Source organism: Achromobacter sp. 01N37 (genome assembly GCF_056399725.1).
Genome location: NZ_JBFTRX010000003.1, coordinates 226,288 through 246,703, shown reverse-complemented (window position 1 = coordinate 246,703; position 20,416 = coordinate 226,288). Strand labels below are relative to the sequence as shown.

Annotated in this window: 21 protein-coding genes; 11 read left to right on the top strand and 10 right to left on the bottom strand. The window is 63.4% G+C overall.

The annotated features are described in order from the left end of the window. Window positions 1-118: 118 nt before the first annotated feature. From argE to AC1DSJ_RS07300, 4 genes are all read right to left on the bottom strand, one after another. On the bottom strand, window positions 119-1,294 hold the full coding sequence (argE, locus tag AC1DSJ_RS07315; RefSeq protein ID WP_342067768.1) for an acetylornithine deacetylase: 1,176 nt from the start codon (window positions 1,292-1,294) through the stop codon (window positions 119-121). Window positions 1,295-1,341: 47 nt separating this feature from the next. Next, on the bottom strand, window positions 1,342-2,367 hold the full coding sequence (locus AC1DSJ_RS07310) for a LysR substrate-binding domain-containing protein (protein WP_245636413.1): 1,026 nt from the start codon (window positions 2,365-2,367) through the stop codon (window positions 1,342-1,344). Window positions 2,368-2,542: 175 nt separating this feature from the next. Further along, window positions 2,543-3,214 (bottom strand): DUF1028 domain-containing protein, encoded by a 672-nt coding sequence (locus AC1DSJ_RS07305; RefSeq protein ID WP_054426200.1) that lies wholly within the window; start codon window positions 3,212-3,214, stop codon window positions 2,543-2,545. Between the two features lie 20 nt (window positions 3,215-3,234). Further along, complete coding sequence (locus AC1DSJ_RS07300; protein ID WP_054426203.1) at window positions 3,235-3,648, bottom strand: RidA family protein; 414 nt, start codon at window positions 3,646-3,648, stop codon at window positions 3,235-3,237. A gap of 318 nt (window positions 3,649-3,966) precedes the next feature. Here AC1DSJ_RS07300 and AC1DSJ_RS07295 point away from each other — a divergent pair, with 318 nt between their 5' ends. The 8 genes from AC1DSJ_RS07295 to AC1DSJ_RS07260 all read left to right on the top strand — a co-directional run bounded on the left by AC1DSJ_RS07295 (window position 3,967) and on the right by AC1DSJ_RS07260 (window position 10,756). Then, a complete protein-coding gene (locus AC1DSJ_RS07295) occupies window positions 3,967-4,764 on the top strand; it encodes a maleate cis-trans isomerase family protein (RefSeq protein ID WP_342067766.1) in 798 nt (265 codons plus the stop codon). 55 nt (window positions 4,765-4,819) lie between these two features. Beyond that, window positions 4,820-5,611, top strand: a complete 792-nt coding sequence (locus tag AC1DSJ_RS07290; RefSeq protein ID WP_054426205.1) for a transporter substrate-binding domain-containing protein — start codon at window positions 4,820-4,822, stop codon at window positions 5,609-5,611. 122 nt (window positions 5,612-5,733) lie between these two features. Beyond that, window positions 5,734-6,447, top strand: coding sequence for an ABC transporter permease (locus tag AC1DSJ_RS07285; protein WP_054426207.1), 714 nt, complete (start codon window positions 5,734-5,736; stop codon window positions 6,445-6,447). Beyond that, on the top strand, window positions 6,437-7,126 hold the full coding sequence (locus AC1DSJ_RS07280) for an ABC transporter permease (protein ID WP_054426209.1): 690 nt from the start codon (window positions 6,437-6,439) through the stop codon (window positions 7,124-7,126). The genes AC1DSJ_RS07285 and AC1DSJ_RS07280 overlap by 11 nt, the downstream gene beginning before the upstream one ends. 37 nt (window positions 7,127-7,163) lie before the next feature. Beyond that, window positions 7,164-7,949 carry an amino acid ABC transporter ATP-binding protein gene (locus AC1DSJ_RS07275; RefSeq protein ID WP_441371195.1) on the top strand — a complete coding sequence of 262 codons (786 nt, stop codon included), beginning with the start codon at window positions 7,164-7,166 and terminating at the stop codon, window positions 7,947-7,949. Window positions 7,950-7,974: 25 nt separating this feature from the next. Beyond that, window positions 7,975-9,000, top strand: coding sequence for an ABC transporter substrate-binding protein (locus AC1DSJ_RS07270; protein ID WP_054426213.1), 1,026 nt, complete (start codon window positions 7,975-7,977; stop codon window positions 8,998-9,000). A 78-nt stretch (window positions 9,001-9,078) separates the two neighbouring features. Further along, window positions 9,079-9,933, top strand: a complete 855-nt coding sequence (locus AC1DSJ_RS07265) for an ABC transporter permease (RefSeq protein ID WP_175169947.1) — start codon at window positions 9,079-9,081, stop codon at window positions 9,931-9,933. Between the two features lies 1 nt (window position 9,934). Beyond that, window positions 9,935-10,756: an ABC transporter permease gene (locus tag AC1DSJ_RS07260; protein WP_054426215.1), complete on the top strand. Its 822-nt coding sequence runs from the start codon at window positions 9,935-9,937 to the stop codon at window positions 10,754-10,756. Between the two features lie 43 nt (window positions 10,757-10,799). On the opposite strand, the gene AC1DSJ_RS07255 is transcribed toward AC1DSJ_RS07260, so the two are convergent. The 5 genes from AC1DSJ_RS07255 to AC1DSJ_RS07235 form a co-directional block, all read right to left on the bottom strand. Then, entirely contained in the window at window positions 10,800-11,759 is a 960-nt protein-coding gene (locus AC1DSJ_RS07255) for a 2-hydroxyacid dehydrogenase (RefSeq protein ID WP_054426217.1), read from the bottom strand. A gap of 12 nt (window positions 11,760-11,771) precedes the next feature. Next, entirely contained in the window at window positions 11,772-12,242 is a 471-nt protein-coding gene (locus AC1DSJ_RS07250; protein ID WP_441371194.1) for a type II 3-dehydroquinate dehydratase, read from the bottom strand. Window positions 12,243-12,252: 10 nt separating this feature from the next. Further along, complete coding sequence (locus AC1DSJ_RS07245) at window positions 12,253-12,867, bottom strand: glutathione S-transferase (RefSeq protein WP_175169945.1); 615 nt, start codon at window positions 12,865-12,867, stop codon at window positions 12,253-12,255. A gap of 15 nt (window positions 12,868-12,882) precedes the next feature. Next, a complete protein-coding gene (locus AC1DSJ_RS07240; protein WP_054426223.1) occupies window positions 12,883-13,881 on the bottom strand; it encodes an NAD(P)H-quinone oxidoreductase in 999 nt (332 codons plus the stop codon). An 82-nt stretch (window positions 13,882-13,963) separates the two neighbouring features. Next, window positions 13,964-15,085, bottom strand: coding sequence for an ABC transporter ATP-binding protein (locus AC1DSJ_RS07235; RefSeq protein WP_175169944.1), 1,122 nt, complete (start codon window positions 15,083-15,085; stop codon window positions 13,964-13,966). Window positions 15,086-15,446: 361 nt separating this feature from the next. Between AC1DSJ_RS07235 and AC1DSJ_RS07230 the strand changes: the two genes are divergently transcribed. Continuing rightward, entirely contained in the window at window positions 15,447-16,697 is a 1,251-nt protein-coding gene (locus AC1DSJ_RS07230; RefSeq protein WP_054426225.1) for a flavin-containing monooxygenase, read from the top strand. A gap of 473 nt (window positions 16,698-17,170) precedes the next feature. Next, the gene (locus AC1DSJ_RS07225) at window positions 17,171-19,057 is read left to right on the top strand and encodes an ABC transporter ATP-binding protein (RefSeq protein ID WP_441371193.1); all 1,887 of its coding nucleotides are present in this window, start codon (window positions 17,171-17,173) and stop codon (window positions 19,055-19,057) included. A 95-nt stretch (window positions 19,058-19,152) separates the two neighbouring features. Here AC1DSJ_RS07225 and AC1DSJ_RS07220 read toward each other — a convergent pair whose 3' ends face one another. Next, a complete protein-coding gene (locus AC1DSJ_RS07220; RefSeq protein ID WP_245636414.1) occupies window positions 19,153-19,776 on the bottom strand; it encodes a LysE family translocator in 624 nt (207 codons plus the stop codon). Window positions 19,777-19,933: 157 nt separating this feature from the next. On the opposite strand from AC1DSJ_RS07220, the gene AC1DSJ_RS07215 reads away from it, so the two are divergent. Continuing rightward, complete coding sequence (locus tag AC1DSJ_RS07215) at window positions 19,934-20,401, top strand: Lrp/AsnC family transcriptional regulator (protein ID WP_441371316.1); 468 nt, start codon at window positions 19,934-19,936, stop codon at window positions 20,399-20,401. Window positions 20,402-20,416 lie beyond the last annotated feature (15 nt).

Below are 20,416 nucleotides of genomic sequence, written 5' to 3'. Positions count from 1 at the left end.
TTTGGCTGTCGCCATGGCCCGGCACTGCGGCGTGGCGACCAGTCAGCCAAGCATAGCAGCGGGACAGCGGTTCCTGAAGGCGTCCGAAACGCTGCAATGACCCGGATGCCCGCCCGCCCTAGGCCATCAGATACTGCGTCAACTTTTCCATCATGGCGTCGCACGCCTCCAGCTGCGACAGCTCGACGTACTCGTCGGCCTTGTGCGCCACTTCGATGCTGCCCGGTCCGCAAATCAGCACCGACGTCTGCGCCCACAGCTGCTGAAACAAGCCGCCCTCGGTGCCGAAAGCGGCTTTGACGCGTGGCGTGTCCGGCGGCAGCCACGAGGCCAGCAGCGCGACGGCCTCCGAGTCGTCTGCCGTGGACAGGCCGGGATACGTGTTGACGGTCGTGACCCGGGGCGGCTCGGCATCGGGCCGGGCGTCCGCGGCACGCATTTTCGTCCTGGTGAGCGCCAACACCCGCTCAAGGATCTGGTTCGGGTCATCCTGCGCGACGTTGCGGATCTCGAAATTGACTTCGCATTCCGCGGGCACGATGTTCAGCGCCGTGCCGCCCTTGATGGTGCCCGCGTGCACGGTCGTGTACGGCACGTCATAGCCGGATTCGCGCGGGCCGTGTTCGGCCAGGTCGCGCTGCACGTCGCGCAGGGCGCTGATCAGATCGCTGGCCGTGTGGATGGCATTGACGAAATGCGGCGCCAGCCCGGAGTGGCCCGCCTGGCCGCAGCACAAGGCCCGGTAGGCCGCCTTGCCCTTGTTGCCGGTGCCAATCTTCATCAGCGTGGGCTCACCCACGACGCAGAGCAGCGGAGCCGGTTCCATATGTTCCAGCGCGCGCAGCATATGGCGCACGCCCACGCAGCCGATTTCCTCGTCGAACGACAGCGCCAGATGCAAGGGGCGCGCAAGCGGCTGGCGGGCCGCGCGGATCATGGCCATCACGGCGCAGGCGACGAAGCCCTTCATGTCCGCGCTGCCGCGCCCATAGATGCGCCCATCGCGCAGGGTTGCCTCGAATGGCGGCGAGGTCCAGGGCTGGCCCGTCACGGGGACCACATCGGTGTGGCCCGACAGCAGGATGCCGGGCACATCCTGCGGGCCAACGGACGCGTACAGATTGCTCCGCGCAGCGTCCTGCGGGTCCGCCACCAGCGTGGACGCGATGCCGGCCTGCGCCAGCAGCTCCCGCACACGCTCGATGAGTTCGATGTTCGGCGTCAGCGTGACGGATGGGAACGCGAGCAATTCGCGCAAGAGGTCGGGACTGTTGTCCGGAGTGGGTTTGCTCATGGCATGGGCCTGCAAGTAGGCGGAAGGCGCTCAGGCGCGCCGTCCGTTCATTTGTTTTTGGGAAGCACGGTTTTGGGAAGCACAGTTTTGGAAAGCACGTTTTCGGGAAGTACGTTTTCGGGAAGTACGTAAGGATCGAAGAAGCTGCCTTCGCTCATGCCGGGAATGTATTGATCCGAGATATAGGAGCGGCAGCGCTGCATGAACACCTCGGTCAGGCGCGACGGCTTCATCGGCTTGTAGGTCGTCAGGCCCAGCAGCATGGGGCGGTGTTCACCCACCAGGCGCAGCCGCACCAGCCGCTTGCCATCCAGCGCTTGGGTGGACTTCGGCCGCACGTTGAACAAGGCATAGCCGATCCCGTTGGCCACCATGGACCGCACCACTTCCTCGGAACGCGAACGCGCCACGATGTTCGGCTCCAGCCCGACCTTCGCGAACAGGGACATGAAGTAGTCACGGCTCAAAGGCAGGTCCAGCAGCACCATGGGCAGGCGGGCCAGCTCCTCCAGCGTCACCGCGATCTGCTGCGAAAGCGGATGCAGTTCGCTCACCACCACATGCGGCGGCAAACGCGCCAGCGCCTCGAACGATATCTCGTCGCCCAGCCTCAGGTCGTAGCTCAGCGCAACGTCGATCTCCAGCGTATGCAGCTTGTCGATCAACAACTGCTGGTCGCCTTCGACCATGTGCAGCTCGACCTTGTCGAACGCACGCGCGAATCCAAAGATCACCTCGGGCGCGATCATGGCCGTAAGCGACTGGAAGCAGCCCACGCGCAAAGTGCCCTGGATGGTGTTGCTGGAGACGGACGCGATCTTGTAGAGGCGCGACGCGCGCTCGAGCAGGTCTTCGCATTCGCTCATGACCTGTTGGCCGAGCACCGTCAGGGCCAGGCCCTTGGACGGATGCCGGACGAACAACTGCACGTCCAGCTCGGTTTCAACATGTGCGATGGCGGCCGAAATCGAAGGCGCCGAAATGTGGATCTGGCTGGATGCCGCGGCGATACTGCCATGCTTGGCGGTGGCGACGAAGTACTCCATCTGGCGCAGCGAAATGCGATTGAGCATAGTCCGAAGTGAGAAAACTGGAGCGGGCTGGAGGGAGGTGGCGTTCCGGCTGGCGGGCCGCCACCATGGCCCGGCGCCGGCATGCGCCGCACCGAGGAAAAAGTGTCCCACTATGCCCGGACAGCGGGCTGGACGCTCCTCGGGTTTTCTCGCACTCGGCGCCTGCCACCGCCTGTCACAGATTGCCGGGCACGCCGAAGCTTGGCGCGGCGCGCGGGTCCCGGGCGCGGGTAATGTAGTCCTGTATCTGCGGCTCGTAGATCTTCCAGGCCTCGTAAAGCGTCTCGACGGGGCATTGCTCCACCCAGTCCATGCGCAGGTCGACGATAGGCCAATCCAGCTCCGCCACCACCAGCAGGCCGGCCGAATGCACCGGCCCCTCTTCGCCACCCGCCGCCTGCCCCGCCAGCATGGCCTGCATCAGGCGTTCGGCCAGCGAACCCGGCGTCTTCTCGAACGCTGACAGCATGGCGGCGGGCACATCCAGCGACGCCAGCATATTGCCCGCGCACGCGGCGTGCGCACCCTTTGCACTGGCCAGACGGCCCAGCGCGTTCGACCCGGTGAAGATGGCTGGCGCCTGCGTGGCGTCGATGGCCATCAGTTGCCGGTAGCTGATGAAAGGACGTTCGGCCAGCGACTGCAGCGCGCGCTCGGGCGAATGGCCCTGGCTCATCGCGTCAAGGATGAGCGGCCCCAGGGCGGGGTCGGTGATGTTCTGGCTGACCGCCGCGCCCACACCTGCACGCGCCCGGACGCAACGCGCCGCGACCGCGGGCGACGACGATGAGACGGCCGCGCCGAATTGGCCGGTGGCCGGACAACGGGCAATGATCGAGAAAGTCATGACGGGGGCCTCCTGTGGCGTCAATCCGGAATAACAGCAGTCGCGTCGATTTCCACCAGCCATTCGGGGCGCGCCAATGCCGACACCACGATACCGGTGGACACGGGGAACACGCCCTTGAGCCACTTGCCGACCACAAGATAGACCGCCTCGCGATAACGGGGATCAATGAGATAGATCGTGATCTTGCAGATGTCTTGCAGTTCGCCGCCGGCTTCCTTGAGCAGCATGTCGATGTTCTTCATCGCCTGCTCCGCCTGGCCCGAGGCATCGCCGATGCAGACGCTCTCGGACGTGTCCAGGTTCTGGCCGATCTGCCCGCGCAGAAAGACCGTGCTGCCGCGCGCGACGACGGCCTGGCACAGATCGTTGTCGAGTTTCTGTTCCGGGTAGGTTGCCTTGGTATTGAAGGTGCGTATGCGCTTGTGCTTCATGGCTCGACTCTTTATTAGGGTTTATCCGGGGCCTCTCGCGCCAGCCTGGCAAGCGGCGTCGCATAAGGCCGTGACCTGCCCGCTGATGGTCGGCCCAAGCGGGGCGGCCGCCTATTTGTTTTTTCCGGCGTCCCGTCTCGGAAATCCTGACGCGGGCGGCGCCTGCGGCGATGCGCCTTCGCCATGCATCGGGGCGGCTCGTCCGGCCATCAGGAAAATCTATTCATGCCAACGGAAAAGGCGACTTGGTCGCTCGGATCGCGTCTCTCATCATTGGTTTTCGCTAGCCGAAGCAACCTCTCTTTGCAGGGAAACCGGATGAACACCGCCTCAATGCCCCCACCCGCTGCCTATCCCCAATTCCGCTACGACGGCTCGGGCGACCTTGCCCGCATCGGGCTGATCTACATCGCCTCCAGTGTCGTGATGGAAGAAGAGATGTGGGCCATGTCCGCGCCGGGGGTTTCCACTCATACCGCACGCATCAAGCTCCCCAAGGTCACCGTGCAGGGCATCGAGGAAATGATGAACGCCCCGGAGCTGGAGCAGGCGGCGCGCCTGGCGGGCGCGGCCCCTATCGACGTGCTGCTGTTCGGCGGCACCAGCGCTTCGTTTCTGCACGGCACCGCCTACGACCAGGCGCTCATCCAGAAGCTGCGGCAATGGGTGCCGGGGCCGAAGATCACCACGGCGTCCACCGCCACGCTCGCGGCGTTGAAGAAGGTGAAGGCCGGCAAGGTTGCGCTGGCCACGCCTTATCTGCCCGAGATCCACGAACGCGCCATCCGCTTCCTGCAGGAAAACGGCCACGAGGTCGTCAGGAGCGCCTGCCTGGGCATCTCGGATGACCACGCGCTGGCCGAGGTCTCGCTTGAAAAAGTCTATGACCACGTGATGTCGGTCGACCACCCGGATGCCACAGCCATCTTCGTGTCGTGCACCAATTTCCGGACTGTCGGGGCCATCGAGGCGCTGGAACAGAAACTCGGCAAGCCGGTGATCTCGGCCATCCAGGCCTCGTTCTGGCACTGCCTGGAACTCACCGGCGCGGCAGGCGCCAAGCCCGGCTACGGGTCGCTGTTCAACGGAAACCTGAACAAGGCCGACACGATGTAAAGACGTCGTGTAAGCACTTCGCCACGGCGGAGAACCAATAAACAAGGGGAAAAAGATGCATCTGCACAAAACCATCACGGCGCTGACACTCGCAAGCGCCTCGTTATTCGTCCTGGCGCCGGCCCATGCCGAAAAGCTGGTGCTTGGCAACGAGGGAAGTTATCCCCCGTTCAGCATGGTCGATCCCTCGGGCCGCCTGACGGGCTTCGAACCCGACCTGGCGCGCGAGACATGCAAACGGATGAAGGTCGATTGCGAAATCGTCGTCATGGACTTCAAGGCCCTGATTCCCGCGCTGTTGCAGAAAAAACTGGATGCCGTGGTCAGCCAGACCAAGCCGCTGCCGGAACGCAAGGAAAAGGTGCTGTTCGGCCGTCCGGTGCTGTTCAATCCGGACTCTTACGTGGTGCCGGAAGCGAAGCACTACACCTTCACACCCGAAGGCCTAAAGGGCGCGCGCATCGGCCTGCAACGCGGTTCGGCGCAAGCCAAATACGTGTCCGAGACGTTCGGCAACGCGGTGCAGATCGTGTTCTACGACAACCCCGACCAGATCCGGCTTGACCTTGCCAACGGACGGCTGGACATGAGCCTGGGCCCCAAGATCAGCTGGACCAACGAGTTCCTGTCCAAGCCCCAGGGCAAAGGCTGGAAATTCGCGGGCGGCGACTTGTGGACCGGTGGCGGCGAAGCGGGCTCGAGCTGGATTGCCCGCAAGGACAGCGGCGAACTGCTCGGCCGCATGAACGCCACGCTGGAAACCATCATCAAGGACTGCACCTTCACCAAGCTGCGTAAACCCTACATGGACGTGGAGCTCCTGCCCGAGGAAGCGGCCTGCCGCTAGCCGCAGCCGCGCCCTGCCTGAGCCGCCCGGCACGAGGCCGGCGGACCAGGCGGCATGTTTCATACGCTTGCCAAGGTCTGTGCAAGGCGCCTTTCAATGTGAACAGGCTTTAGGAATACCTCATGCCTTCGATGGGTTTCGTGCAGCAACTCGCGACCGGCGCGATGATGACGATCCAGGTCGCCGTCTGCGCCTATCTGCTGGCGCTCGCGATCGGGACGTTCTTTGCCCTGATCACACTACGGCCAACGCTGCTGGCCAGAATCATCTGGCTTCCGTATGCGTCCATCTTCACGGGCGTGCCTTCGCTGCTGGTGGGCTTCCTGTTCTATTACGGCGGCTCGCAGATCGTCGCCGGCTTGCTCTCGCCGTTCGGTATCGGCCAGCGTATCGAGATCACGCCTTTCATGGCGGCGGTGGCGGCGCTGGGCATGGTGTACGGCGCCTACCTGGCCGACTTGATACGCAGCGCAATCCAGAACGTGCCCCACGGGCAGTTCGAAGCCGCGCGCGTGCTGCTGGTGCCGCGCAGCGCCATCTGGTTAAAGGTCATCCTGCCGCAGATGCTGCGCCTGGCCTTGCCCGGCATGACCAATATGTGGATCGTCGTGCTCAAGGACACGGCGCTCATTTCGTTGATCGGCCTGAAGGAAATCATGGCCTACGCCAAGCTCGCCTCTGGCGTCACCAAGGAGCCCTTCGTCTATTACATGCTGGCGGCGTGCTTCTTTCTCATGATGACCTGGCTGACCTACTTCGTGGCCCGCCGCGTTGAAACGTGGGCCGCGCGCGGCTTTCATCCCGTCGTGACCCAGGGAGCCTCTCATGCACTTTGATTTCCAGGTGGCCTGGGAGAGCCTGCCCAAACTGCTGGCCGGCGCCGGCACAACGTTCGCGGTGCTGCTGCCGGTGCTGGTCATCGGTCTGCTGCTGGCGCTGCCGGTTGCGCTAGCAAGCTTCCGGCCAGGCCCGCGCGCCCTCTTTGCCAGCAGCTACATCGGCTTTTTCCGCGGGGTGCCCAGCCTGGTGTTGCTGTATCTGATCTATAGCGGACTGCCGCAGTTCTCTTTCGTGCGCGACACCTTTCTGTGGAACATTTTTTCCAGCGCTTATGTCTGCGCCTGGCTGGGTCTGTCGATGACGCACTCGGGCTTCATGGCGGAGATCATCCGCGGCGGGCTGGCGGCAATTCCCAAGGGAACGATCGAAGCCGCGCAGACCCTGGGCCTGAAGCCCGCCCAGATCCTGTTCCGCTTGCGGCTCCCGCTGGTCGCGCGCTATGTGCTGCGCGCCTATCAGAATGAGTTGCTCATCATGGTGAAGAGCACGGCGGCCGTCAGCGCCATCACGCTGGTTGACCTGACCGCGGCCGCCAACACGGTGTTCGACTACACCTATGACCCGTTCACGCCGCTGATCACGGCGGCGGCCATCTACTGGTGCATCACCAACTGCATACGTCTTGGATTCTCGATCGCGGATCGCAGGTTGAACCGCTATCTCGTCAGAGTCTGAACCGTCCGGCCGACCGTCTATCAGAGCGCGAACCATCATGACTGCCATCCTGTCCAGCATCACGCCGCCGTTGTCCTCCGTTCGCGCTGACTGCGCGCCCGCGGTATCCATCTCGGGGTTGAACAAGTTCTACGGGTCGTTCCACGCCTTGCGCGATATTCACCTTGAGGTAGCCAGCGGCGAAATCGTCATCCTGTGCGGGCCTTCGGGGTCCGGGAAGTCGTCGCTGATCCGCTGCATCAACCATCTGGAACAGCATGATTCGGGCGATATCCACGTCAATGGCACCGCCCTGACCCGCAGCCCGGAAAGCGTGGAGCAGGTTCGGCGCCAGCTGGGCATGGTGTTCCAGAGCTTCAATCTCTTTCCGCACATGACGGTGCTGGAAAACTGCACCTTCGCGCTGAAGATCGCCTTGAAGACGCCGGCCAGCGAAGCCGAACAGACGGCACGGGAGTACCTCGCCAAGGTCAATGTGACCGAACAGGCCGGCAAGTATCCGATCCAGCTTTCCGGCGGGCAGCAGCAGCGCGTGGCCATCGCGCGCGCGCTCTGCCTGCGCCCGCGCATCATGCTCTTTGACGAGCCCACATCGGCGCTCGATCCGGAATCGGTGGGTTCCGTGCTGCGCATCATGGAAGACCTGGCCCAGACCGGCATCACCATGATCTGCGTCACCCACGAGATCGGCTTCGCCCGCCGGGTGGCCAACCGCTGTGTGTTCATGGAGCGCGGCGAGATCATCGAAACCGCGCCCACCGAACAGTTCTTTGCCTCGCCCAGAAACGAACGCCTGAAGAATTTCCTAGAGCAGGTTTTGTAGTTCACAACATAGACAAGGGGATGTCATGATCAAGAAACTCATTGGCGCGGGCATGCTGGCCGGCGCGGCCCTCACTGGCACGGCGCACGCGCAGGATGCCCTGGTGGTGAGCACCTGGGGCGGCAGCTTCCGGGACCTTATCGATGAGACCATCGGCAAGGAGTTCACGCGGCAGACAGGGGTGCCGGTGAAGTACATCACGGGCGGCACCATCGACCGCCTGAACAAGGCCAAGCTCGCCACCAAGCCGGAAAGCGACATCACGTTCACGACATCGCACATCGGCTGGCTCTACGTCAATGGCGGCCTGTACGAGAAGCTGGACCTGAGCAAAATTCCCAATTACTCGCACCTGGTCGATCGCGCCAAGATCAGCCCGTACCATATCGGCAGCTGGGCGTATGTGTACACCATCGGCTATCGCCCCGATCTGGTTCCCGCCGGCATCACCTTCAACAGCTGGAACGATCTTTGGAACCCGGCGCTGAAAGGCAAGCTGTCCGCGCCCGATTTCGACCCCAGCCATATCATCGACGTGTCGGCGTTGCTCTCGGGCGGCGACGCGAGCACCTGGGAAAAGGGCCAGGACAAACTCAAGGCCCTGAAACCCAACTTCAAGGCCTTCTACACCAACGATGCCAACAGCCAGCAACTGATCGCGGCCGGCGAGACGCCCGTGCAGATCGTGCTGTCCATGAACGCCTATTACATGATCGGCCAAGGCGTGCCGATCAAGGTGGCGATGCCCAAGGAAGGCGCGGTGCTGGGGGTGGACACCATGGGCATCATGAAAGGCACCGCCAAGTCCGACCTGGCGCACAAGTTCATGAACATCGCGCTGTCGCCAGACGTGCAGGCCAAGATCGTGGCCGCCAAGAAAGCCAGCCCCGTCATCGACGACGCCAAGGTCTCGCCCGAAGACGCCGCGCTGCCGGGCGTTTTCACGACCAAGCAGCAATGGGATACCCAGGCCATCGTCATCGATGACAAGCTGCGCGCCGAAAAGACCGCCGAGTGGCGCAAGTGGTTTACCGAAAACATCATGAACTGATTGCCGATATCGCGGCCTCGCGGCCTTGCCGGCCGCGGCGCCGCCACGCTTTCACCCTATACGAAGGATGGGTCCAACATGGATGCGCGTTCCACCCTGAGAGGATGGCTGATATCCCCGGCCAGCTTCATCGCGCTATGCATCTGCGTCGCCATGGCGGCCGTGCTGCAGTACAGCTTGCGCACTTTCATTCCCGGGTCGCTGGATGTCGGCGGCCTGACGCTCTCGAACTTCTCGGGCATGGGCAAGCAGATTTACGTCGATGCCTTTGTGAACACCTTGCGCCTGAGCGTGGAAACCACGGTCTTCTCCTTGCTCGTCGCGTACCCATTGGCGTATGCGCTGGTCAGGGTGCGAAACCGCTACATCAAGTCTTTCATCCTGATCGTCTCCATCACGCCGCTCTTTCTGGGTGAGATCGTGCGCACCTATTCGTGGATCATCGTGCTGGGCAGTACGGGTTTCATCAATTCGATGCTGCTCAAGCTAGGCGTGATCGATACGCCGCTTGCGTTGATGTTCAGTCATCTTGGCGTATTGGTGGCGCTGGTGCACGTTACCGTTCCTGTGGTCGTGCTGATGCTGGCCACCGCCATTTCCCACATCGACCGCGACTATGAGAAAGCCGCCGAAAGTCTGGGCGCGGGGCCGGTCCGCACGTTCCTGACCATCACGCTTCCGCTGTCTATGCCGGGCATCCTGGCCAGCATCACGACTTCATTCGCCTGGACGTTCAGCGCCTTCGCCACGCCGCAAATGATTGGCGGAGGCCGCGTTCCAACGGTTTCCACCTTGGTCTACCAGCTGGGATTCTCGTCCATGAACTTTCCCCTGGCGGCCAGCCTGAGCGTCATGGGCCTGGGCCTGACGGCGATCGCGCTGATGCTGCTTGGCCGCGTCACGCGCCGTCTCAAAGTCATTGGAGGACATTGACATGGGTCTTCGTAAATCCCTGCCCCTATGGCTGCGCATCGGCGCGCCCGTGCTGATCACGCTTATCCTGGCCTTCGTGCTGCTGCCCGTCGTGGTGGTGGTGCTGGCTTCCTTCAATGAAAAAGCCTTGCTCACGTTTCCGCCGCAGGCCTGGTCCTGGCGGTGGTTCGAGCGTGTTTTCACCTACTCCGATTTCCGCGACGGCTTTCGCGCCAGCGTGGTCGTCACGTTCTGGTCGTCGTTGCTGGCGCTGGTCATCGGCACCGGCCTGGCCATTGCCGTCAAGCGCATGGCGTTTCCCGGCAAGAACATCCTGCAGGCGATTCTGCTCTCGCCGCTGGTGATCCCGCACTTCACGGTGGGACTGGGCTTGTTGATTCTGGTGGCGCAGCTGAACATTGATCGTGGCTACGGCATCGTGATCCTGTGCCACGTCATTCTTGTTTTGCCTTTCGTGTTGCGCAGCGTCTATGTCTCGATGGAGAACCTGGACGAGCGCCTGGAGCAAAGCGCCGCCAGCCTGGGCGCGTCGCCGGTTCGGGTCCTGTGCACCATCACCGTGCCCTTGCTCGCGCCCGGTTTGTTCGGCGGCTGGCTGTTCGCGGCCATCATGTCGTTCAGCGAATTCACCGCGTCGCTGTTCGTGACCACGCAGAGCACGCAGACCCTTCCCGTGACGATGTACAACTATGTGCGCGAGTTCGCCGACCCGACGCTCGCCGCGTTGTCGGTGGTGTATATCGTGGTGACGGCCAGCCTGCTGATCTTCGCGAACCGCTTCCTCGGGCTGGGCCGGATTCTCAATATCGAGGACAACCACTAGAGCCGGTCAACATGCCCTGGCCCGTGGGCCAGGGCGGCGCCGCTTAATAGCCGCGCGCGGCATCGACGCGATTGACGGGCGGCAAGCCTTGGCTGACACGCAGCACGTTGTCGGCGATCTGTCCGGCAGCGGATGCCGGAATGGCGACCGATGCCAGGTGAGGCGTGATCAGCACGTTTTCCATGGCCCAGAGCGGGTCGCCAGGCGGCAGAGGTTCACGCTCGAAGACGTCCAGCGTCGCGCCGCCCAGATGACCGCTACGCAGCAGGTCGGTCAGGGCGGCCTGGTCCACCAGCGCGCCCCGGGCCACATTGATCAGGGCCGCGCCACGCGGCAGGCGTTGCAGGCGTTCACGGTTCAACAGGCCGCGCGTCTGCGGGGTGAGCGGAAGCATCACCACCAGGATGTCGGCGCACGACAGCACCGTATCCAGCGACGCCATGCCGGCGTGGCATTCGATGCCTTCGATGTTGCGCGGGCTGCGCGACCAGCCAAGCACGTTCAGCCCCTGGCGGGACAGTTCGCGCGCCGCATAGGCGCCCAGTTCGCCCAGGCCCAGCACCGCCACCCGCACCGCCTCCGGCGAGCGCGGATGGCGATAGGCCCATTCGCCCCGCCGCTGCGCCGCTTCGAAATAAGGAATATCACGCGCATACCGCAGGGCGGCAAACAGCACATAGCCCGCCATCATGCGCGCCATATTAGGATCGGTGATACGGGTGATGGGCACCTCGGCGGGCAGGTCTTCGCGGCCGACAATCGAATCCACCCCTGCGCCCAGATTCACGATAAGGCGCAGGTTTTTCATGCGGTTGAAGAAGCCCGACGGCGCCTTCCAGATCAGCGCGTAATGAATGTCGGCCGGATCATGCGCGTCGTTGGCGTGCACCACACGCAAGTCCGGCAGGCACGCCTGCATGGCGTCGCGCCAGGCCGTGTAGTCGTCGAAATCGCTATAGAAGATCATTGCACCCGACACGGCGGGGCGGGAGGATGCGTGCATGGCCGGTCTGCCTCAGGCGCCGCGGTGGATCAGGCGGGACATGGCCTCGATGGCAAGCTCATAGCCATCGCCGCCCAACCCCGCGATGACGCCATCCGCGGCCTTGGAAATATAGGAATGATGGCGGAACGATTCCCGCCGCCAGATGTTGCTCATGTGGACTTCGATGATTCTGCCTGGAAAGGATAACAAGGCATCAAGGATCGGCACCGACGAATAGGTCAGGCCGGCCGCGTTGATGATGACGCCCTGCGCAGCGCCACGCGCTTCCTGAATCCAGTCGACCAATTGGCCTTCATGGTTGGACTGGACGAAATTCAACTGGATGCCCAGCGAGGCGGCCTTGCTTTCGCAGCGCTGCTGCAACACGGGAAAACTGTCGGAGCCATAAGTCTTGTTGGCGTCCAGTCCGTAGAGATTGGCGTTCGGCCCGTTAAGAAACCAGACCGTGGAAGATGCAGGGGTGGCGCTTGGCGTCGTCATGGAGGCAGTCTCAGGCTTCGTGAGGAAGGGTCGCCTGCATGGCAGGCAAGTCGTTGAATACGGAGAACCACGCGGCGGCGCGCGGATGCGCCGTGCGCCAGTCCAATTCGGGAAAGCGGAAATCCAGATACCCCAAGGCGCAAGCGAGGGTCAGGTCACCGATGCTGGGATGCGTTCGCGGCAGGTCGTCTGCCTGCGACTCGATGTCCGCCAGGCAGGCTTGGACTTTGACGAGCTGCGCCTCGCGCCATTGCGGCCACTGGATCTCGGCCGGCCGGGCCGTGTGCTCGTAGCGCGCCAGCAAGGCGGCATCCAGCAGGCCGTCGCCCAGGGCCTGCCGCGTCAACGCGACCCAGCGAGCCGGACCCGCCGGAAACAACTGCGTATCGCCGGCGGCCTCGGCCAGGTATTCGCAGATCACGCGGCTGTCGTAGAGCGCTCTGCCGTCCGGAAGGATCAGGGTGGGCACCTTGGCCAGCGGATTGTGGGCGGCGATGCGCGTGTCGCGGTTGACCGGATGCGCGGCGCTGGCCAGCCATTCAATCTGTTTGGCCTGGCCGGTCAAGTGCGCGCACACCATAACCTTGCGCACGAAGGGGGACGTCGGGGCATAGAGAAGTTTCAATCCGTTCTCCGTTTGTCAGGGTTTGAGGACCAGCTTGCCGAACACCTTGCCGCTTTCCAGCAACTGATGCGCGCGCACGGCGTCGGCCAGGGGCAGGCTTTGCGCCATCCTGGGCCGGACGCGGCCCGCGGCCACCAACGGCAGCACGTGGCGCCTGAGCGCGACCGCCATCCGAGCCTTCTCGGCATCGGTTTGCGGACGCATGGTCGATGAGTGCAAGCTCAACTGCTTTTGCATCAGGGTCAGCAGTTCGATGTTGACGGCCGAACCCTGCAGAAAAGAAAGACTCACGTGGCGCCCGCCGAAGGCCAGCGCCTGCAGATTGCGCCGCACATAATCGCCGCCGACGATATCCAGCACGACGTCCACACCACGGCCTTGCGTGAACGCCGCGCAGGCTTCCACGAAATCCGTGTCATGAAAGCAGATCACCTCGTCGGCGCCGAGTTCGCGCAGGGCATCCAAGCGATCGCGTTCGCCGTCCGTGGCGATGACCCGCGCGCCAGCGGCATGCGCCATCTGGATGGCCAGCGTGCCGATGCCGCCTCCCCCGCCATGGATCAGCACGGTCTCACCCATGCGCAGGCGGCCCAGTTCGAACAGGTTGTGCCAGACGGTGAACAGGCCTTCCGGCAGTGCGCTTGCCTGCGCGTCGTCCAGCGCCTTGGGCACTGCCAGGGAATGATCCACGCGCGCCACGCACCACGGCGCATAGCCGCCGCCCGCAAGCAGGCTCATGAGACGTTGCCCAAGCAAGGAATCCGGCACGCCGGGTCCGCACGCCGCGACCTCGCCGCAAGCTTCCAGCCCCAGCACGTCGGTCACGCCCGGCGCCGGCTTGCTCACGCCCTGGCGCTGCATGATGTCGGGCCGGTTGATGCCGGCCGAATGCACGCGCAACAACACTTCACCGGGACCCGGCGCCGGGACTGGCCTGCCGGCCAGCGTCAACACCGTGGCGTCGCCCGGCTCGCGGGCGATGATGGCTTGCATTTCAGCGGGGATTTGATTCATGGCACTGTGCCTCGCAGACGAATGGAAACTCGGCGGCTGCGCAGGCGCGGCCGCCAGGAAGGGGCATCGCGTGAAGCCGTATTCAGGACGGCGCGTTGAAGACACTGACCCCGTGGCCGGGCAAGGCAAGCCCCGCCACGGCGCCCACGGGCCATTCATGCAGGCAGTTCAGGTCGAAGGTGCGCACCATGACGTGCTGGCGCCCTTCCACAGGAATGTGCACATCCAGGTACAGATCCACGTGATCACCCTGGAACACGTGGTTGACGACCGTGCCGCTCAGGACCGATCCGCTATGCAGCGCTTCCAGCTTGATATGTTCAGGCCGGACATAAAGATCAAGCCGGTGGCCCTCGTGCGACCCGCCCACCAAGCGCTGGCGGGGGATATGCGTCAGCCCCGCGCCCAGGCGCAGCTGGATGGTTTCCGCGCTGGTGCCGTGATAGTGCGCGGGCAGGATGTTGACGTCGCCCAGGAACGATGCCACGAACGGGTCCTGCGGATTGCGGTATAGCTCGTCCGGCGTGGCGACTTGCCGGATCACGCCCTGGTTCATCACGGCGATGCGATCCGACATGCTGAGGGCTTCGCCCTGGTCATGCGTGACGAAGATCGTCGTCACGCCCAGCCTGCGCTGGATATCGCGGATTTCCACCTGCATGGCGCCGCGCAGGCTTTTGTCCAGCGCGGAAAATGGCTCGTCGAGCAACAAGACTTTAGGACGGATCACCAACGCCCGCGCCAGCGCCACGCGCTGCTGCTGGCCGCCGGACAGCTCGCGCGGCTTGCGCTCGCCCAATCCATCCAGCTTTACAAGCGCCATGGCTTCACGCACCCGCCGCTCGATCTCGGCGGCCGGCACGCGCCGCATCCGCAGGCCGTACGCGATATTGCGCTCTACGGTCATGTGCGGGAACAGCGCGTAGTTCTGGAACACGATGCCGATCTGGCGCTGATACGGCGGCAGCGCCGTGACGGGCGTGCCGTCGATGAAGATCTCGCCGTTGTCCGCGTCGGCAAATCCCGCGATCAGGTTCAGCAAGGTGGTCTTGCCGCAGCCCGACGGGCCCAGCAGCGTCAGGAACTCCCCGCGCTCGATCTTCAGGGACACCTGTTGAAGCACCGCGTGACCGCGATATTTCTTGACCACTCCCTCCAGGCTGACCGCGCTGGAGCTATCGGAGGAATAGGGACTATTCGGCATGGCTGCTGCACTCACTGAAGATCAGTTTCCCGGCGCGAGAATTCCGGGAAAAACAGGCGGTGGCCGCATGGCACGCAAGTGCTGCGGCGCCAGCGTTCTGGTGCAGTCAAGAATACGGTAAAGCCCTATTTCCAGTGCATTGCCGATGCTGATGGGGGCCATCGGAAAAAAGAAATCATGACGGCGCAAGCGCAATGGCGTGTGCCGCCCGGGGCAAACCGACACCTTTGCTTTTTCCTAAGTCAGCCGTCCGAAAAACGAAGTTATCAAGTTGAGGCTTCGGGGTCACACTGCGTGCCAATCGGATCGTCGTGTCAGCCACGAGACGCACCAGGGTCTCGGTATTCCTTAGGATCTTCACATGTCAATTGAAAAAACCAACACGCTGGTGATCGGCGCCGGCCAGGCCGGCATCGCAATGAGCGAGCACCTCGGCGCGATGGGCGTTGCGCACATCGTGCTCGAACGCAAACGGATCGCCGAACGCTGGCGCTCCGAACGCTGGGACTCGCTGGTGGCCAACGGCCCCGCCTGGCACGACCGCTTTCCGGGTTTGAAGTTCGATGACGTCGGGCCTGATATCTTCCCGCCCAAGGAGCGCATGGCCCAGTACTTTGAAGACTACGCGAAGATGCTCAATGCGCCCGTGCGCACTGGCGTCGAAGTCCTGCGCGTGCAGCGCAACGACAAGCGCCCGGGCTTCACCGTCACCACCTCTGCGGGCACCATCGAAGCTCAGCACGTGGTCGCCGCAACCGGCCCCTTCCAGATCCCCACCTATCCGAAAATCGTGCCGGAAAGCGCCGGCATCCAGCAGCTTCATTCCTCGGCCTACAAGAACCCGGGGCAATTGGCCGACGGCGCCGTGCTCGTCGTCGGCGCGGGCGCCTCCGGCTCGCAGATCGCCGAAGAACTCCGCCAGGCCGGCCGCACCGTCTACCTGTCCGTGGGCGAACACTACCGGCCGCCCCGCTCCTACCGCGGACGCGACTACTGCTGGTGGCTGGGCGCGCTGGGCATGTGGGACGAAGTGAAGAAAAAGCCCAAGCGCGAGCACGTCGCCTTCGCCGTGAGCGGCTACGAGAACGGCAAGACCATCGACTTCCGGCGCCTTGCCCACGACGGCATCCAGTTGGTCGGCATCACGACATCGTATGAAAACGGGGTGCTGCACTTCGCCGACAACCTTGGCCGCGATGTCGCCCAGGGCGATGCCGACTACTTCGAAGTCCTGCGCGAAGCCGACGCCTACATCGAGCAGAATGGCCTGGACCTTCCGCCCGAGCCGGATGCCTGGAAACTGCTGCCCGACCCGGAGTGCCTGACCTATCCCACCCTAAGCCTGAACCTGGCCGAGGCCGGCATCAAGACCATCCTGTGGGCAACCGGCTTCAAGGTCGACTTCAGCTGGATCGACGTCGACACGTTTGACCAAAACGGCTACCCCATCCACAAGCGCGGCATCTCCGCCGAAAAAGGAATCTACTTCCTCGGCCTGCCCAACCTCACCAACCGAAGTTCCTCGTTCATCTGGGGGGTTTGGCACGACGCCCGCTACATCGCCGACCATATCGGAATCCATCTGGACTACCTGGCGTACAAGAAGGAATGACGGAATCCGCAACAGGCGTGCTCCGGCCCTGACGCAAAAAACCCGCACCCTGGATCAGGAGGCGGGTTTTTTTTGCAGATGCTCCGATGCTCTGGCTGACCCTGGAACATTGATCGTTGAAAAAAACCCACAGCAGACCCGATCCGCATTCTGGCCCCGTTGATTCCCATAACTCATTTCTATAGAATCAGCAATTCGGGCGTGTGCCCATTTCTTTTCGTCCACTCAACTCACCGTCAGGGAGGCTGCATGATGATTCAACCCATGCCGAACGCCGTCCCGCGCGTGTCCCCGCGACGCCACTAAGTCGTCGCCCGCGCGGACCCATCGCTAGACCGTTACCTAGCGACTGGTCCTCCGTGCCTGTTCCAAAAACCTGAACGCAGTCGCCTGTGCCCATTCGGCGCATGGCTTGTTATCCCTCTTTCATCACAAGGACATCCTGGCGTGTCTTGTGCCGCCAGGCCATTGTTATGGCTAGAAAAAAAATCGACTTTCGAGGACAGGCCTTTAAGGATGTTCTGGGCTTTACCTTTCGGCACTGGGGCCTGCAACCCTGGCGCACGCTTGTCATCGTGCTGCTGGCGCTGCTGTCGGCTGTGGCCGATATCCTGACGCCGATGTACGCCGGCAAACTGGTCGACGCAGTGGCCTCTGGCTCATCCGGCAACGAGCTGGCCTGGAGCGCCGCCATCACCGCCTTCTGGCTGCTGGTGGCGCTGGGCGTGGGCGGCACGCTGCTGCGCCAGGCCGTGTTCCAGAACATCATCACCTTCACGTTGAAGATGATGAACGGCATCGTGTCCAACGCGTTTCATCGCGTGCAGCGCTTGTCCACGGACTGGCATGCCAACAGCTTCGCCGGTTCGACGGTGCGCAAGATCACGCGCGGCATGTGGGCCGTGGACATCCTGAACGACACGCTGCTGATTGCGCTGCTGCCGTCCGTTGTGATGCTGGTGGGCGCCACCGCATTGCTGGGTGCGCATTGGCCGCTGATGGGGCTGGTGGTGGGCCTGGGTTCGGTGTTGTACATCGCCGTCACCGCCGCGTTGTCGCTGGGGTTTGTCGCGCCCGCCGCGCGCCTGGGCAACGCGTGGGACACGCGCATGGGCGGCGCGCTGGCCGACGCCGTCAGCTGCAATGCGGTGGTCAAGGCCTTTGGCGCTGAAAACCGCGAAGAAGCGCGGCTGGATCGCGTGGTGAACAAGTGGCGCAACCGCACGCGCCGCACCTGGGTGCGCGCCACGTTGAACGGCGGCATTCAGGGTGCGATGCTGGTGGCGATGCAGGCCGCCATTCTGGGCGCATCGCTGCTGCTGTGGTCACGCAACCAGGCAACGGTGGGCGACATCACGTTCACGTTGACGATGTTCTTCGTGCTTCAAGGCTATCTGCGTGACGTGGGCATGCATATTCGCAACCTGCAACGCTCGGTCAACGACATGGAAGAACTGGTCGCGATGGAACGCCAGCCGCTGGGCGTGGCTGACCGCGCGGGCGCAGGCGCCATCCAGGTCACCGCGGGCGAAATCCGTTTTGAGGACGTGACGTTCCGCTATGGCTCGCACAACACCGCGTTGTACGACAAATTCTCCGCGCGCATTGCGCCGGGCGAACGCGTCGGCCTGGTGGGGCATTCGGGCTCGGGCAAGACCACGTTCATCAAGCTGATTCAGCGCCTGTATGACGTGAACGACGGCCGCATCACCATCGATGGGCAGGACATCGCCCAGGTGAAGCAGGCATCGTTGCGCAGCCAGATCGCCATCGTGCAGCAGGACCCGGTGCTGTTTCACCGCACGCTGGCCGAGAACATTGCCTACGGCCGGCCCGGCGCCACGCAAGCCGAGATCGAGCAGGCGGCGCGGCTGGCCAGCGCGCACGAGTTCATCATGTCGCTGCCCAAGGGTTACGACACGCTGGTGGGTGAACGCGGTGTGAAGCTGTCGGGCGGTGAACGCCAGCGCGTGGCGATCGCGCGGGCGTTCCTGGCGGACTCACCCATCCTGATTCTGGACGAAGCCACGTCCAGCCTGGATAGCGAAAGCGAAGTGCTGATCCAGCAGGCCATGGACCGTCTGATGGTGGGCCGCACGACGCTGGTGGTGGCCCACCGGCTGTCTACCGTGCGCGCGTTGGACCGTCTGCTGGTGATGGACCGCGGCCGCATCATCGAAGAAGGCAGCCACGATGTGCTGGTCCGTTTGAAGGGCGGCCTGTATCGGCGCTTGTTCGAACGGCAGGCGCTGGAACTGACCAAGGGCATGACGGCAGCCGAGATGTTGCAAGACGGCGCCACGCCGCCTCCCGCTAAAGACGAAGACGTGGACGCCGGTGAGTTTGCGTTCGGTAAGTAAGGGGTGGCAGATCTAAGGGGTGGCAGATCGCGGCCGGCAAATAGATTTTGGCAAATAGGCTCTGCCAAAACCCGTTCGCCATACAGCGCCCGGCATCACGCCGGGCGCTGCGCCAACGTCAGGCGTAAGCCGAAGCCGATCAGCGCCGTGCCGAAGATCACGCTTTGCACTTTCTGAGCGCGGGGGCTGGCTGACATCCAGCGCCCCACTGCCCCGCCTGCCAACGCGCAGATCACGTCGAACGTCAGCCCCAGGCTGACCAGGATGACGCCCAGCACGGCAAATTGTTGTCCGATGGACCCGTGCGCAGGCGACACGAATTGCGGCAGCAGCACCGAGCAAAACAGCAAGGCCTTGGGGTTGAGCACGTTGGTCAGCACGCCGCTGAGCAACGCGCCGCCCAGCCCCTTGCCGCCCGCCGCCGGCTGGCCCGTCGCATCAAGCGCCACCGGCTTCGCGCGCAACAACTTCACCCCCAACCACACCAGATAGCAGCCGCCTACCGTGCGCGCAGCGTCGAAGGCCCAGGGATGGGTTTTGAACAAGGCCGCCAAACCCAGCGCCGCCAAGGTCACATGCGCGGCACGCGCAATCGCCAGCCCCACCGCGACCGCCAGCGCTTGCCCGCGCCCACGCAGGACGCCGGTTTCCAGTAACAGGATCATGTCCGGCCCGGGCACCACGTACACAATCAGCAAGGCCCCAAGAAACAACGCCATATCCGCCATATCCGCGCTCCCACGCATGCTCTTCAAGGCGGTCATTCTAGGAAAATCGGGCTGGCATGTGCTTGCGATTCATGCCAATGGAATTATGATGATTGGCACATTCCACTAGCAGAAAAACACTTTTCCTAATTCCATGCCATAACATGAACTGGACGCTTACGACCGCCGCATTCTGGAAGCATTGCAACAGAATGGCCGCCTGACCAATGTGGAGCTGGCTGAGCAGATTGGCTTGTCGCCCTCACCCTGCCTGCGGCGCGTGCGCATGCTGGAAGAAGCGGGGGTGATTCAGGGATACGAAGCGCGGCTGGCGCCAGACGAAGTGGGTCTGGGCCTGACCGTGTTCGTCGGCGTGAAGGTGGAACGGCACCACGAACGCGACGCCGAACAGTTCCGCAAAGAGGTCAGCGCCCTGCCCGAAGTCATCGCGGCGCATCTGGTGTCGGGCGAGTCTGACTTTCTGCTGCAAGTGGTGGTGCCGGACCTGCGCGGCTACGAGCGCTTTCTGCTGGGCACGCTGTTGAAGCTGACCGGCGTGAAAGACATCCGCAGCAACTTCGCCATTCAGACGGTCAAGCGGCAAAGCCCGCTGCCGCTGGACCATCTGGGCAAGTAGCCCGCGCCGCACCTC